Origin of the sequence: Bradyrhizobium sp. 2S1, assembly GCF_011516625.5 — a bacterium.
In the GTDB taxonomy this organism is placed as follows: domain Bacteria; phylum Pseudomonadota; class Alphaproteobacteria; order Rhizobiales; family Xanthobacteraceae; genus Bradyrhizobium; species Bradyrhizobium septentrionale.
On sequence record NZ_CP147717.1, the window covers coordinates 5109699 to 5124634 of the forward strand.

11 protein-coding genes are annotated in these 14936 nt (G+C 64.0%); 7 read left to right on the plus strand and 4 right to left on the minus strand.

Annotation, left to right across the window (positions count from 1 at the left end):
• Positions 1–21 precede the first annotated feature (21 nt).
• Entirely contained in the window at positions 22–2391 is a 2370-nt protein-coding gene (locus tag HAP54_RS24070; protein ID WP_248114458.1) for a TonB-dependent receptor, read from the plus strand.
• A gap of 210 nt (positions 2392–2601) precedes the next feature.
• Here the strand turns inward: HAP54_RS24070 and HAP54_RS24075 are convergent, their stop codons facing one another.
• Both HAP54_RS24075 and HAP54_RS24080 read right to left on the minus strand, forming a co-directional pair.
• On the minus strand, positions 2602–3966 hold the full coding sequence (locus tag HAP54_RS24075) for a malonyl-CoA decarboxylase (protein WP_166304172.1): 1365 nt from the start codon (positions 3964–3966) through the stop codon (positions 2602–2604).
• 158 nt (positions 3967–4124) lie between these two features.
• Positions 4125–4937, minus strand: coding sequence for an AraC family transcriptional regulator (locus HAP54_RS24080; RefSeq protein WP_166304174.1), 813 nt, complete (start codon positions 4935–4937; stop codon positions 4125–4127).
• A 74-nt stretch (positions 4938–5011) separates the two neighbouring features.
• Between HAP54_RS24080 and HAP54_RS24085 the strand changes: the two genes are divergently transcribed.
• The 6 genes from HAP54_RS24085 to HAP54_RS24110 all read left to right on the plus strand — a co-directional run bounded on the left by HAP54_RS24085 (position 5012) and on the right by HAP54_RS24110 (position 12488).
• Positions 5012–6190: an MFS transporter gene (locus HAP54_RS24085; protein ID WP_166304177.1), complete on the plus strand. Its 1179-nt coding sequence runs from the start codon at positions 5012–5014 to the stop codon at positions 6188–6190.
• 215 nt (positions 6191–6405) lie between these two features.
• Complete coding sequence (locus HAP54_RS24090; protein ID WP_166308312.1) at positions 6406–8022, plus strand: SUMF1/EgtB/PvdO family nonheme iron enzyme; 1617 nt, start codon at positions 6406–6408, stop codon at positions 8020–8022.
• Between the two features lie 37 nt (positions 8023–8059).
• Positions 8060–8485, plus strand: a complete 426-nt coding sequence (locus HAP54_RS24095; protein ID WP_166304180.1) for a DUF4399 domain-containing protein — start codon at positions 8060–8062, stop codon at positions 8483–8485.
• 105 nt (positions 8486–8590) lie between these two features.
• Positions 8591–9388 (plus strand): transporter substrate-binding domain-containing protein, encoded by a 798-nt coding sequence (locus HAP54_RS24100; protein WP_224741808.1) that lies wholly within the window; start codon positions 8591–8593, stop codon positions 9386–9388.
• Between the two features lie 490 nt (positions 9389–9878).
• Positions 9879–10697: a formate/nitrite transporter family protein gene (locus HAP54_RS24105; RefSeq protein ID WP_166214717.1), complete on the plus strand. Its 819-nt coding sequence runs from the start codon at positions 9879–9881 to the stop codon at positions 10695–10697.
• 60 nt (positions 10698–10757) lie between these two features.
• Positions 10758–12488 carry a bifunctional protein-serine/threonine kinase/phosphatase gene (locus HAP54_RS24110; RefSeq protein ID WP_166304183.1) on the plus strand — a complete coding sequence of 577 codons (1731 nt, stop codon included), beginning with the start codon at positions 10758–10760 and terminating at the stop codon, positions 12486–12488.
• A 148-nt stretch (positions 12489–12636) separates the two neighbouring features.
• Here the strand turns inward: HAP54_RS24110 and HAP54_RS24115 are convergent, their stop codons facing one another.
• Positions 12637–13431 carry an extracellular solute-binding protein gene (locus HAP54_RS24115; protein ID WP_166304186.1) on the minus strand — a complete coding sequence of 265 codons (795 nt, stop codon included), beginning with the start codon at positions 13429–13431 and terminating at the stop codon, positions 12637–12639.
• Between the two features lie 172 nt (positions 13432–13603).
• Positions 13604–14812 (minus strand): polyhydroxyalkanoate depolymerase, encoded by a 1209-nt coding sequence (locus HAP54_RS24120; RefSeq protein ID WP_175619853.1) that lies wholly within the window; start codon positions 14810–14812, stop codon positions 13604–13606.
• Between the last annotated feature and the right edge of the window lie 124 nt (positions 14813–14936).

Sequence of the window (14936 nt, forward strand, 5' to 3'; positions counted from 1 at the left end):
GAGTTGCTTGGGGACGACGTCATGACATCGAGATCACAAACCAACCGCCACACTGTCTTGCTGGCGAAGCTTTCGCTGCTCACGGCGAGCTATCTCGCTATGAGCGTTCCGCTCGCAACCTCGGTTGCACAGGCGCAGTCGGCGCCGGCGCAAGGCGTCTCGACGTTGCCGCCGGTGACCGTCACCCCGCCGGCGGCGCAACGCCGCCGCAGCGCGCCGAAGACTGCGCGCAACACCGCCGCCACGCGCGGCCGCCGCACCCAGACCGCGCGGCGGATCGAGCCGGCGGCTACGGCAAAGCCGTTCGCGGAATCGCAGGACGCGCGCACCGGCACGTCAGGCTATTTCGCCAACAGCACCTCGGTTGCGACCAGGACCAACACCGCGATCGTCAACATCCCGCAATCGCTCAACGTCATCACGCGGGAGCAGATCCGCGACCAGAACTACCAGGGCCTCACCGACGTCACCCGCTACGTCCCCAGCGTTGCCGTGCATCAGGGCGAGGGCAATCGCGACGAACTCGTGATCCGCGGCGTCGATTCCAGCGCCAATTTCTTCGTCAACGGCTTCCGCGACGACGTCCAGTATTTCCGCGACATGTACAACGCCCAAAGCATCGAGGTGCTGAAGGGGCCGAGCGCGCTGACCTTCGGCCGCGGCGCCGGCGGCGGCCTGCTCAACCGCACGCTCAAGGAGGCCGATGGCAACCGCGTCTACGAGGCAACCGCGCAGACCGGCTCATGGGGCGATCGCCGCGTCACCCTCGATGCCGGGCAGGCGATCAACGAGAACGTGGCGGCGCGGCTCAACGTGTTCTACGAGGGCGCCGACGCGTTCCGCGATTTCAATCATCTGGAACGCTACGGCATCAATCCGACCGTGACGCTGAAGCCCGACGACAACACCAAGATCAAGCTGAGCTACGAGTATTTCCACGACGAGCGTACCGCCGATCGCGGCAATCCCTCGCAGGGACTGCCGGGCGGCGCGACCCGCTTCAATCCGACCACGCCGTTTGCGCCGAACGGCGATTTCTCGACCTTCTTCGGCAGTCCAGCGCAGAACACCGCGCAGGCGACGGTGCAGACCGGCATGGCTGTTATCGAGCACGATTTCGAGAACGGGCTGACGGTGCGGAACGGCACCTTCGCCGCCGACTACCAGAAGTTCTATCAGAACGTCTATCCGACCGGCGGCCCGCTCGCCGGTGCGGTCAATCCGGCCGATACCGCGGTCAATCTCGGCGCCTATCAGCATACCACCAACCGCGACAACGTCTTCAACCAGACCGATTTCAACTACAAGACCTGGACCGGACCGCTGTTCCACACCGTAGGCTTCGGCACCGAATTCGGTCGCCAGAGCGGCGTCGACATCCGCAACACCGGTGTGTTCCCGAACGGCACCAACACCATCGTGCAGAACCCGTTCGCGCCGACCTATTTCGGTCCGGTGACGTTCATCCACCATTTCACCGGCACCAACACCGACGGCGTCACCACGCCCGATTCGAACAGCCGCTACGCGCTGAACATCCAGTCCGGCTATGTCAGGGACACCATCGAGATTTCGCGCGCCGTGCAGATCATCGCCGGCGCGCGGTTCGACCGCTTCGACATGTCGGCCACCGACATGAACACCAACATCAACCGCGGCCGCGTCGACAATCTGGTGTCGCCGCAGGGCGCCCTGATCATCAAGCCGATGGATTCGATGTCGGTCTATACCGCCTACAGCATCTCGTATCTGCCGGCCTCGGGCGACCAGTTCAGCGCGCTGACCGACGGCACGCTGATCCTGCAGCCGCAGCGCTTCGAGAATGTCGAGCTCGGTATGAAGTGGAACATCAATCCGAAGCTTTTGTTTTCGACCGCGGTCTATAATCTGAACCGCACCAACCAGCCGATCGCCGACGGCAACAATCCCGGCTTCTTCTTCCCCTCCGGCAGCACGCTGACGCGCGGGGTCGAGGCGAGCCTGACCGGCTATGTCACCGATCAGTGGCAGTCGTCGCTGGCCTATGCCTATACCGATGCGAAGATCACCAGTGCGACGTCGGCGACCGTCGTGCCCGGCAATCGCGTCCAGCTCGTGCCGTACAATCAGTTTGCCTGGTGGAACAAGTATCAGTTCACGCCAATGTGGGCGGCCGCGCTCGGCGTGATCTATTTCGGCGATTCCTTTGCCTCGTCCGACGATACCGTGCGGCTGCCGAGCTTCGTCCGCTTCGATGCGGCGGTCTATGCCAAGATCGACGAGACCTGGAGCGCCCAGCTCAATGTCGAGAACATTTTCGACAAGGGCTATTGGGCCTCCGCCGACGGCAACAACAACATCTCGCCGGGACAGGGCCGCACGGTGCGGCTGATGGCGCGGGCGAGGTTTTAGGCGGCGAGGGCCTCGACTACCGTGCCGTCATTGCTGTCGATGTTCACGGCCCCGTCATCCTGAGGAGCCGCGAAGCGGCGTCTCGAAGGATCGACGGCCACCGGCCGGGCCGTGCATCCTTCGAGGCTCGCTCCGCTCGCACCTCAGGATGACGGTGTTGGAATGCGCTCTCTGTCGTCGTTGCCATGACGCGGATGGAGCTGGGTCTCATTACCCCAGCCGCATGTCCAGCAGCCGCCGGCCTTCGCCCTTCAACAGCTTCTTCACCGCGCTCGAGGCGATCACCTCGCCATTGTTGGCGTAGGCCTCGTGGTTCTTCTCGATGTCGTCGAGGCGGTAGAGGTAGTTGACCATGACGCCGGCGGATTCGCGCAGGCCCTTGGGCGAGAGGTCGCCGAGCCAGTTGATCCGCTCCAGCCGTGCGCCGTTGCCGAGATGGAAGCGCGCGACCGAATCGATCAGCCGTCCCTTCGGCGTGCGCGCCTTCAGGAAGTAGTAGGCGGCGAGCGGCTCCAGCACGGTACGCAGCTGCGCGGCGAACTCGGGGTTCTCGGACCAGCCGGGCTTGCCGAGGCTTTCCAAGAGCTGGCGGTCCTCATCGGTGAGCGGCACGTCGTCGGCCTGCTTGACCCACTGCATGAAGCCCGGCACCGGCGACAGCGTCACGAAGGTGTCGAGTTTCGGCAATTCGCGGCGCAGTTCCTCGACCACCTGCTTGATCAGGAAGCTGCCGAAGGAGATGCCGCCAAGTCCGCGCTGGGTGTTGGAGATCGAATAGAACACCGCGGTGCGGGCCCGCTCGACCGCCACCGGCTCGCGCTCTTCGGCGAGCAGCGGCGCGATCGCGCCCGGGATGGTTTCGGTCAGCGCGACCTCGACGAAGATCAGCGGCTCATCGGTCAGCGCCGGGTGGAAGAACGCGTAGCAGCGGCGATCCACCGGATCGATGCGGCGGCGCAGATCGTCCCAGTCGCGGATCTCGTGCACGGCCTCATAGCGGATGATCTTCTCCAGAATATTGGCCGGCGATGACCAGTCTATCCTGCGCAGCACCAGAAATCCCCTGTTGAACCAGGATGAGAGCAGATGCACCACGTCGCGATCGAGCGCGGCGAGGTCCTTGTTGCCCTTCATCAATGAAAGCAGATCGGATCGCATCGACACCAGCTCGCCGGTGCCGCCCGGCGCGCGATTGAGCCGGCGGATCAATTCCTGGCGGCGCGGTTCGGAGGCGAAATGCAAGTCGCTGGCGTCGTCGCCATTGGCCTTGTCGTTCACCTTGGCGCGCCAGCTTTCGATCGCCTGCGCCAGCCTGGCGTGATCGGGCCCGAAGTCGCGCGCCAGCGTCTGGAAGAACGACAGCTGCCCGGGGGTATCGAGATGGTGGTAGCGGTCGAGCACTTCGCGCGCCATCGCGGTACCGGAGGCTTCGCCGCGGCCGGACAATAGCGCCTCGCACAATTCCAGCAGCTCGGACGGATCCTGCTTGTCGTCGGCCGGGCTGGCGCGGCCGAGCAGCACCCGGCCGCGTTCGGAGATCGTGGAGAGCAGGTCGGAGAAAAAGGCGTTGGCCATGAGCAGGTCGTATCCAGCGGGTCGCATCCAGTGAAGCCGGACCTTACACGGGATTTAAGGTCGGGAGGACTGCAATCAAGCGCAGGGATCGTACGGAAATATGTCGCAGCCCGACAGCGGTATAATTCGTCATGACTACTCCCGATGACGAATCCCGTTCACGTTTTCTCGCACGTTTTCTCCGCGAACGCGGTCGGTGTCTTGCCGGTGACCTGGCGGAACGCGTGGGAGAATGCCGGCACGCTGGCATAGCCGAGGTCGGCGGCGACCTGCTTGACCGAAACATTCACGTTGGTCGACAGCCGCTCGATCGCGGCCGCGATGCGGGCGCGCTGGCACCAGCTCTTGAAGGAGAGCTGCGTCTCCACCGAGAACAACCGCGATAGCGTCCGCGCCGAGGTGCCGACCATGCGCGCCAACGCGTCGATCTCGTGATCTCCCGTCGGATCGGCGAGCACGATATCGGCGGCGCGGCGGCAGCGCGGCTCCTGCGGCAGCGGGATGAAGGTCGCGGAATCCTCGGCCTGGTGCAGCTCCAGCATCACGAGGCGGATCAAGAGGTCGGTGCGCTCGCGTCCGCATGATGTGTCGAACAGCGCAAGGATCGCCTGGTGCACAAGGGGCGAGACCCGCACCACGAATTCGTGGTCGAGGCTGTCGCTGCGCTCCTCGCGTGCGAGCCAGGCCTGGTCGAAATACAGCGTGCGCATCTCGATGTCGGCGAGCACATCGATCGCATGCGGCAGCAGGGCAGGGACCCACACCGCGCGGTCCGGCGGCACCAGCCAGCGGCCCTTCGGCGTGGTCACCTGCATGGTGCCCGAGGCGGCATAGACCAGCTGGGCCTCGCGGTGCATGTGCGGGTCGAGCCGGACGCCCTTGGGATAGTTGCGCGCGACCAGATGCACGCCATCGCCGGTGATGCGCCGGTCCTTGTGGAGGGCTCTGATTGGCGGTTCAGCGATAGTCATTGGCGACATCCCGTCAGGACAAGCACCTATAACCTATTTTTCGAGCAATTGAAGAATCGCGTGAGAGACGTGCCATGAATAGCCTCAGCCGGGTGATCACCTTCGTCAACGCCGCCCATTTCATCGATCACTACGCGATGCTGATCTTCGCCGCCGCCGTCATCATCATGGGCCCGGCGCTCGGCATGGCCTATTCGGAACTGCTGCCCTATGCGACGCCGGGCTTCATCGCCTTCGGTGCCGGCTCGCTGATCACGGGCTGGCTCGGCGACCGCTGGAGCCGCCGCCACATGATGCTGATCTTCTTCGTCGGCATCGGCCTGTCGATGATCTCGGTCGGCTTCGTCTCGAGCCCGCTGCAGCTCGGCGCGGCGTTGCTGGCGATCGGCATCTTCGCCTCGATCTACCATCCGGTCGGCACCGCGATGATCGTGTCCTATGCCGAGAAGCTCGGCGCCGAGATGGGAATCAATGGCGTCTGGGGCAATCTCGGCGTCGCCTCGTCGGCGCTGGTCACCGGCGTGATCGGCCAGTATCTCGGCTGGCGCTGGGCGTTCATCGTGCCCGGCACCGTCACCGTGCTGATCGGCATCGCCTTTGCGATGACGGTGGTGCATGAGGACCGCAAGGGCTCCAAACAGGCCGCAGCCCAGGCGCGCGTCGCCAAGCAGGACATGTGGCGCGTGGTGCTGTCGCTCCTGATCGTGGTGATTGCGATCTCGACCACCTTCAACGCGGTGACGGTGGCGCTGCCAAAACTGTTCGCCGAACGGCTCGCCGACTTGACCGGGAGCCCGGCGCTGCTCGGTGTGATCGCGGCCGGGGTCTATGTGTTCGGCGCGATGACGCAGTACACGATCGGCAAGCTGCTCGACAGGCATTCGCTGAAGACGGTGGCGCTGCCGCTGTCGTTCATGCTGGCGCCGTTCCTTTATCTCGCGGCGAACCTGTCCAACCTGCCCCTGATCGTGGTCTCGATCGGCATCGTGATGGGTGCGTTCGGCCAGGTGACGGTGAACGATGCCATGGTCGGCAAGTACACCACCGAGGAATGGCGCTCGCGCGCCTATGCGGTGCGCTATTTCGTCGGTTTCACCGCGGCCGGCGCCTCGGTCGGCCTGGTGGCCTGGCTGTACGACCAGGGCGGCTTCGCCATGATGCTGCGCGCCTTCGCGGCACTCTGCCTGCTGGCGATTGCGGCCGCGATCATCCTGCCGCGCGAGATCCGGGCGCCGGCCGCCCAGGCGGGCTGACGCAATTGTGTCTTGCCACCCGGTTTGCCGTTGAGATAGTACCCGCCCGCTCGCCCGGCGGGTGCGCGGCTCATGCGCGGGCGGCAATCCGTGAGCTTGGTCACGCTTCGCGAAACTTTGTTCCAATCCGAAGGTGTGGTAGGTTTAACCGAGCCTCGGGGACGAAGGCGCCGGTTGCGCCTCGAGCACAAATTTTTTGGAGCAGCCGGAGCCCCATGGGAGAAATTCGCGACTTCAAGTCAGGCCGGTCTCAGCCTCCCGGCGAGACTCCCGGCAATTCGATGCCGCGGCGCCTCGCAGCGATCGTTGCCGGCGATATCGCCGGCTACAGCCGGTTGATGCAACTTGACGAAGAGGGCACGCATACCCGCGTCAAGCGGATCGAGCGCGATCTCGTCGAGCCGACCATTGCCGAGCACCACGGCAAGCTGGTCAAGACCACCGGCGATGGCTTTATCGCGATATTCGACAGCCCGGTCGAGGCCGTCCGTTGCAGCATCGTGATCCAGCAGAACATGATCGGCCGCAACGCGGCGATCGCGAGAGATCACTGGATCGAGTACCGGATCGGCGTCAACCTCGGCGACGTCATCATCGAACCCGACGATATCTATGGCGACGGCGTCAACGTCGCCTCGCGTCTGGAAGGGATTGCGGCGCCGGGTGACGTCTTCATCTCCGGTGGCATCTACGAGCAGATCAAGCACAAGATGGTCTGCGGATACGAATCGCTCGGCGACCGCAAGGTCAAGAACATCACCGATCCGGTCCGGGTTTATCGCGTGTTGCCGGACGCCGCCGCGTACCAAAGGACGCGCCGGCGCCGTGAGTCCATCCTGCTCACGCTGCTCGGATTGGCGGTCGCAATCATCGCCGGCGGTGTGCTCTGGTACATGCTCGCGCAACCGCGCGGCAAGCAGGCTGAGGTGGCGCAGGCGCCGCCGGTATCGCCGGCTTCGCCGACCGTTCAGCAGCCGGCACCGAGCCCGGCTCCAACTCAATCTGCAAGTCCGGTCCCAAGTCCGGTCCCAAGTCCGGTCCCAAGTCCGGTCCCAAGTCAGAGCCCAAGTCAGAGCCCAAGTCAGATCCCAAGCGCAGCGCCAACACAGCAGGCGTTGCCTCAGGCTGCACCCTCCGCCAGTCCCGCCGTGTCGGTGCCGGAGCCCGAAATGGTCTCGCTGCAGGGCGGCAGCTTCTCGATGGGAAGCAATGACGACCCTTCGGAGCGGCCGGTCCGCAAGGTGACGGTCAAGCCGTTCGCCATGGGAAAATATCCGGTCACCGTGCGCGAATGGAATGCCTGCGCGGAGGCCAAGGCTTGCGGCTTCACGGTCACCGGCAAGGACGACGTTCCGGTTACCAATGTGAGCTGGAATGACGCGAAGCAATATGTGGCGTGGCTCGCCGAGCGCACCAAAAAGGCCTATCGGCTGCCGAGCGAGGCCGAATGGGAGTATGCGGCGCGTGGTGGAACGCAGTCGAAATACTGGTGGGGCGACCAGATGCAATTGGGCAACGCAGGTTGCAAGGATTGCGGCGGTAGTGCTGCGACCGAACAACCGGTCAAGGTCGGCAGCTTCAAGCCGAATCCGTTCGGTCTCTACGACATGGGCGGCGGGGTCGATCAATGGGTGGAGGATTGCTGGCACAGGAACTACCAGGGCGCGTCGGCCGACGGTGCGGTCTGGTCCGGCGGCGACTGCGCCTTCCATGTCCTTCGCTCCGGCTCCTGGAAGAACGACGCCCGCTATGTGCGTCCGGCCAATCGCGACAATTATGACGCCAATGTCCGTTACCCGACCCACGGTTTCCGGGTCGCGCTGACTCCCTGAGCGATCGTATGCAATCGCGGGGTTTCATGGAGGGGATATGAAAAGTACAGGCTTGATCATGCTCGCTGCAGCACTGACGTTGTTCGCGGCTCCGGCCAATGCGCAGAACAAGCCGGCAGGGAAGGACACCAAGCTGTATTTCCTCTGGCCGCACAGCGGGGTGACGGTGAAGAGCCCGTTCTGGTGTCGCTTTGGGCTGCGCAACATGGGCGTCACCCATGCCGGCGACGACTATCCGAACAGCGGCCATCACCATCTTCTGATCGACGTGAACGAGCCGTTGAATCCGAATGAGCCGATCCCGTCGGACAAGTCTCATCTGCACTTCGGTGCAGGACAGACCGAGACGCAGCTCGACCTGCCGCGGGGCAAGCATACCTTGCAGCTGGTGCTGGGCGACGCCAAGCACTATCCATTCAACCCGCCCGTCGTTTCCGAGAAAATCACCATCCGGGTCAGATAGGCCGATACGGATAGCTCCCTTGCGAGAACCGGCGCTTGCGCCAGGCCGTGCCGTGCGGTTTGTTGCGCGCCTGCCGGACAACAAAATTCGGCGTGGAGGGCACCGATGTCGTCTCGATTGCAGCGTCTGGCTGGCCTCGTTCTGGGAGCGATGATGATGGCCACATCTGCCAATGCCGACGCCTTGAAGGATCAGATCGCGCCGAGCGGAAAGCTCCGGGTCGCGATTGCGATCAGCCCGGCCGGCGGCGCGTTCTGGTCGACCAAGACCGAGAGCGGCTATGCCGGCGTTCCCGTCGATCTCGGCAAGGAGATGGCGGCACAGCTCGGGGTATCAGTCGAATACGTCGTGCATCAGAATTCCGGCCAGATCACCGACGCGGCGTCGAACAACAGCTGGGACGTCACCTTCCTGCCCAAGGATCCCGATCGCGAAACCAAGATGACGTTCGGGCCGATCTACGAGGTCGCCGACGCCACCTATATCGTCAGGCCGGGTTCCAAGATCACGAATTTCGCAACGCTCGACCAGGACGGCGTCAAGGTCGCCGCCGTCAACAACACCACGACCATGCGTGGTGCGATCGCGCATCTCAAGCACGCCAGGGTCACGGGTTATCAGACCTATGACGAGATCTTCCATCTCCTGGAGAATGGTGAGGTCGACGCCTTCGCGCTATCGCGCGATCAGCTGATCGCGATGGCGAAGAAGATTCCGGGCACGTGCGTGCTGGACGAAACCTTCAAGCAGACCGTCACCGCGGTCGCGGTGCCGCTCAACCATCCGCTCGCCGCGGCGTTCGCCACCAAGTTCATGACGGAGGCAATCGCCAACGGCACGCTGCGCAAGGCCTATGACCATAACGGGCTGAAGGACTCGCCGGTTCGGACCGAGGTGAAGTAGCGGCGCATATCGACCCTATCCCCGTCATCCTGAGGTGCGAGCTCTTGCGAGCCTCGAAGGATCGACGGCCACCAGCCGGGCCGTCCATCCTTCGAGACGCGCGCAAGAGCGCGCTCCTCAGGATGACGGAGACGGACAGGCGCGCGTCCGCGTGGGTGACATCTGTGCAAGCTGCATAATTCGGCGCCATCGCGCCCGCCTGCCTCTCGGGTGGCATGGTAAGTCATTGTATTAAAATGAATTTTTAGACTGCGGCCGGCGCCTGCGGTTGGCACATGCATTGCTTTTGATTGCATCAGTCAATGACGACTGCCGTCCTCCGGATTGCCGAAGCCAGTGAAGGCCAAGGCGAGGGGATCAAGGCGCCCGGTCCGGGCGTCTCGAGCAATCGTTAGACCCCATCTCCCCGGCCGGACGAGCATTTCAATCAACCCGCGTCGCTTCCGGCATCGCATCCGGCGCGGCCGAATTGCGCAAGGGGACTTTACGAATGGCCTATCTCGCACCGTCCGAATTCGTCACCAAGATGGTCGACGCCGGCGAATCCAAGATCTTCATGTCGACCCGCGACACCGTGATCCGCGCCTACATGGCCGGCGCGATCCTCGCGCTGGCGGCAGCGTTTGCGGTCACCATCAACGTCAACACCGGCGTGACGATCGTCGGCGCCGCGCTGTTTCCGGTCGGCTTCTGCATGCTCTATCTGTTCGGCTTCGACCTGCTGACCGGCGTGTTCGTGCTGTCGCCGCTCGCGCTGATCGACAAGCGGCCCGGCGTCACGCTCGGTGGCGTTCTGCGCAACTGGGGGCTCGTGTTCATCGGCAATTTCGCCGGCGCTTTCACGGTGGCGGTGATGATGGCGATCGTCTTCACGTTCGGCTTCTCCTCGCCGCCCGACAAGGTCGGCCAGGTGATCGGCACCATCGGCGAGAGCCGCACGGTCGGTTACGCGGCGCATGGCGCGGCCGGCATGCTGACGCTGTTCATCCGCGGCATGCTCTGCAACTGGATGGTCTCGGCCGGCGTGGTCGGCGCGATGATCTCGACCACGGTCAGCGGCAAGGTGATCGCGATGTGGATGCCGATCATGTTGTTCTTCTACATGACCTTCGAGCATTCGATCGTGAACATGTTCCTGTTCCCGTCCGGCCTGATGCTCGGCGGTCACTTCACGATCATGGATTACCTGATCTGGAACGAGATCCCGACCGTGGTCGGCAATCTGGTCGGCGGCCTCGCCTTCACCGGGCTCACGCTCTACACGACGCATATCAAGACGGCGCCGAAGCGCCAGCGCCTCGCGGCTTGATCCAGGCCGGCTGATGGGGCTCTCCTGTCATGGAGGGCCCCATTCGCATTGGGACGGTCGATGCCGCGTGCGCTGAAAATATCGGTCGGGCAATTCTCTGATAAGGGCCGCAAGGACACCAATCAGGATTTCCACGGCGTGCTGATCCCGGACGAGCCGCTGCTCGGCCTGAAGGGCATCGCCGTGGTGCTCGCCGACGGCATCTCGTCGAGCAGCGTCAGCCGCATCGCCGCCGAATCCGCGGTCAAGAGCTTCCTCACCGACTATTACTGCACGTCGGAATCCTGGTCGGTGAAGAGCTCGGCGCAGCGGGTGCTGGAGGCGACCAATTCCTGGCTGCACGCCCAGACCAGGCGCAGCCAGAACCCCTACGACAAGGACAAGGGTTACGTCTGCACGCTGAGCGCCATGGTGATCCGGTCGACCACGGCGCATCTGTTCCATGTCGGCGACAGCAGGATTTACCGCGTCGCCGGCACCAGTCTCGAGCAATTGACCAACGATCATCGCGTCGTGATCTCCTCGCAGCAGAGCTATCTCGGCCGCGCGCTCGGCGTGAATCCGCAGCTCGAGATCGACTACCAGAATCTCCCGCTGGAGCGCGGCGACACTTTTCTGCTGGTGACCGACGGCATCTACGAGCACTTCGCCCCGCGCCAGCTTGCGAAAACGATTCTGGACGGCGCTGGCGATCTCGATGCTACAGCGAAATCGATCGTCGAACAGGCCTATGAGAACGGCAGCCCGGACAATCTCACCGCGCAGATCATCCGGATCGATGCCTTGCCCGACGGCGATGCCGGCGAGGTGTTCGGCCAGCCGACCGAGCTGCCGCTGCCGCCGCTGCTCGACGCAAGGATGCTGTTCGACGGCTATCGTATCGTGCGCGAGCTGCATGCATCGCACCGCAGCCACATCTATCTCGCGGTCGACGAGGAGACCGGCACCACGGTCACGATCAAGATCCCCTCGATCGACCTGCGCGACGATGGCGCCTATCTGAAGCGCTTCATGATGGAGGAGTGGGTCGCCAAGCGGATCGAGAGCCCGCATGTGCTGAAGCCGTTTCTGCCGCAGCGCAGGCGCAATTTCCTCTATGTCACGATGGAATATATCGACGGCCAGACCCTGACGCAGTGGATAACGGACAATCCCGCGGCCGCGCTGGAAACGGTGCGCGACATCACTGAGCAAATTGCAAAAGGCCTGCGCGCGTTCCACCGCAAGGAGATGCTGCACCAGGACATCCGGCCCGACAACATCATGATCGACCGGACCGGTACGGTGAAGATCATCGATTTCGGCTCGACGCGGATCGCGGGCGTCGCCGACGCGGCGCCGTCGGGCGGCGAGGATATCCTGGGCACCCAGCAATACACTGCGCCGGAGTATTTTCTGGGCGAGGCCGGCACGGCGCGCTCCGACCTGTTCTCGCTCGGCGTCGTCACCTATCAGATGCTGACCGGACGCTTGCCCTATGGCGCGCAGATCGCCCGCACCCGATCGGACTTCAACAGGCTGGTCTATCGTCCGGCCGGGCATGGCGGCCGCGACGTCCCGAACTGGGTCGATGGCGCGCTGGAGCGCGCCGTGCACGCCAATCCGCTCAAGCGCTACGAGAGTTTTTCCGAGTTCCTGTTCGACCTGCGCAATCCCAACGCGAAATATCTGACGACGTCATCGACCCCGCTGATCGAGCGCAACCCGGTGCTGTTCTGGAAGTCGACCACGCTGCTCCTGGCGCTCGTCGTCGTCCTGCTGCTCGCCTACGCCGCGCATCATTTGCGGTAGGGGGACAAGTCCTCTACCTATCTCCGTCATCCTGAGGTGCGAGCGAAGCGAGCCTCGAAGGATGAATCGGCCACCGGCCGGGCCGTGCATCCTTCGAGACGCGCTGCGCGCTCCTCAGGATGACGGGAAGAGAGTGGGCGATGCCTCGCTAATGCGTCGCGCTCGCCGGAATCGGATCGAGCCCGCTCTTGACCAGCGCGTCGCGGGCATCTGATGAGGCGAGGAAGCTGATCAGCGCCTTGCCGGCGTCGGGCTCCTTTGAAACCGACGCGATGCCGGCGGAGAACACCGTGATCTTCTGCAAGGGCTCCGGCAGCGGGCCGACGATGTCGATGCCGGCGACCGGCTTCAGCTCCGAGATTTGCTGCAGGCCGATCTCGGCCTCACCCTTGGCGACGATCTCGCCGACCGGGGTTGCCGGAATCATCCGCGCCTTGTCCTTCATCTGATCGACGATGCCGAGCTTCTGGAACATTTCGGTCGAGACATAGACGCCGCTGGCGCTGTCGGAATAGGCGACCGATTTCGCCGCCAGCAGTGCCTGCTTGACAGTGTCGGCCGAGCTGATGTCCGGCCTCAGTGCGCCTGCCTTGACTGCGATCCCGATCGGCGATTTCACCAGGTCGACGCGGCTGTCGGCCACGACCTTGCCCTGCTTGACGAGGTCGCCGAGCGCATAGCCGACCATGATCAGCACGTCGGCCGGCTCGCCGCGCTCCAGCCGCACCGGAATGGCGTTGGTCGTGGTGCCCATCGACGGCCCAAACGCGGTCACCACCTTGTGCCCGGTCTTGCGCTCGAACTCCGGCACCAGCGCCTTGTAGGCCGCGGTCAGCCCGCCCGAGATCATGACGTGGACTTCGGCGGCGGAGGCGGCTGACGTGAAGGCGAGGGCGCCGATGACGGCGAGCGTGAGGGCGCGGAAGGCGGTGGCGGAACGCATGGAGTTTCTCCCTGGACGATTCTTGGGACGGGGTCGTCGTGGAGAAGGAGATTACTGCCCGGAAAGAGGCGTGACTAGGTATTCGCTGTCAAGCAATCCATGCCACTGCGCATGCGGAAACATGGATTGCTTCGCTGCGCTCGCAATGACGGGGAGAGAGCGTCGTCAGCCCTCACGAATTCACATGCACGAAATCGCGCAGCAGCGGGTAGATCTCGTTGTTCCAGCGCTTGCCGGAGAACACGCCGTAATGGCCGACCCCGGCCTGCATGTGGTGCACCTTGCGATAGGTGCGAACGCCGGTGCAGAGGTCTTGCGCGGCGAGCGTCTGGCCGATCGAGCAGATGTCGTCCTTCTCGCCTTCCACCGTCATCAGGCCCATGCGCCGGATCGCCGCCGGGTTCACCGGGCGGTCGCGGTGCATCAGCATGCCCTGCGGCAACAGATGCTCCTGGAACACGTCGCGCACCGTCTCGATGTAGAACTCCGCCGGCAGATCCATGACCGCGAAATACTCGTCGTAGAAGGTCTTGATCACCTCGCCCTTGGCGAGATGGTTGGCGAGATCGATGTGCTGCTTGATGTGACGCTCCAGGTTCATCGACACGAAGGCCGTGAGCTGCACGAAGCCGGGATAGACCTGACGCAACGCGCCCTTGCACTGCATGGGCACGTAGTTGATCAGATTGTCCTCGAACCACTTGATCGGCTTGCTCTTGGCGAACTCGTTGACTTTGGTCGGCTGGATCCGCGTGTCGATCGGTCCGGCCATCAGGGTCAGCGATGCCGGCCGCGCCGGATGATTGTCTTCCGACATGATCGCGGCGGCCGCCAGCGCCGACACCGAAGGCTGGCAGATCGCCACCATATGCGCGCGGGGACCCATCTGGCCGAGGAAGTCGATCAGGTGGTCGGTATAGTCCTCGAGCCCGAAGCGGCCCTCCTTGCGCGGGATGTCGCGCGGATTGTGCCAGTCGGTGATGTAGACGTCGTGGTCCTGCAGCAGGGTCTTCACCGTGCCGCGCAGCAGCGTGGCAAAATGGCCGGACATCGGCGCCACCAGCAGCATCTGCGGCTGCTCCGGTCCGTCGACCTTCCTGAAATGCAGCAGCGAGCCGAACGGCGTCGCATAGGCGACCTCCTCGGTCACCTGGTATTCCCTGTTGCCGGAGGTGACGCTGCCGATGGCGTAGTCGGGACGGGCGTAGGTCAGGGTGGAGCGCGAGATCAGCTCAAGCGCCGCCGCGAGCCGCCCGTACACCCGGTCGGTGGCGCCCTGCGGCACCAGATTGAGGTATTTCAGCGCCGCTGCGGCCCCGGTCCGCCATGGCGCCGTGAAGTCTATGTGGTTCTGGTAGGCTTGGTACATCATTGACATCATACGCATCCGCCCCTGGCCCGGCTGGCTATGCAATATCGACGCTAGAGAGGGGGCGGGCTGCCCGGCAAATTGGCACGTGGCTTGCTGCAAAAATGAACGGCTTCGGGGGCGCGGCGGCTTGGAC